The sequence below is a fragment of the Microvirga sp. Mcv34 genome, from assembly GCF_024519725.1.
Taxonomy (GTDB): Bacteria; Pseudomonadota; Alphaproteobacteria; order Rhizobiales; family Beijerinckiaceae; genus Microvirga.
In genome coordinates this window covers 1-222 of sequence record NZ_JALJRK010000330.1, presented here as the reverse complement: position 1 = coordinate 222, position 222 = coordinate 1, and the positions used below count along the sequence as shown (strand labels likewise).

At 63.1% G+C, this 222-nt stretch carries 1 protein-coding gene; it reads right to left on the bottom strand.

The genetic code is table 11. The annotated features are described in order from the left end of the window. Positions 1–222: efflux RND transporter permease subunit (locus tag OC446_RS30810; protein WP_262032645.1), on the bottom strand; the 222-nt coding region annotated here is incomplete at both ends.

Below are 222 nucleotides of genomic sequence, written 5' to 3'. Positions count from 1 at the left end.
CGAGCGGCCCGAAGAGGCGGCCTTCCTGGTTCTCCAGCGTGAAGATCGGCAGGAATGAGACCGTGATGATCAGCAGGCTGAAGAACAGGGCTGGGCCGACCTCACTTGCCGCCTTGATCAGGATCTCGACGCGCGGCTTGTCCTTGGGCGCCCGTTCCAGGTGCTTGTGGGCGTTCTCGATCATGACGATCGCCGCATCGATCATCGCCCCGACCGCAATCG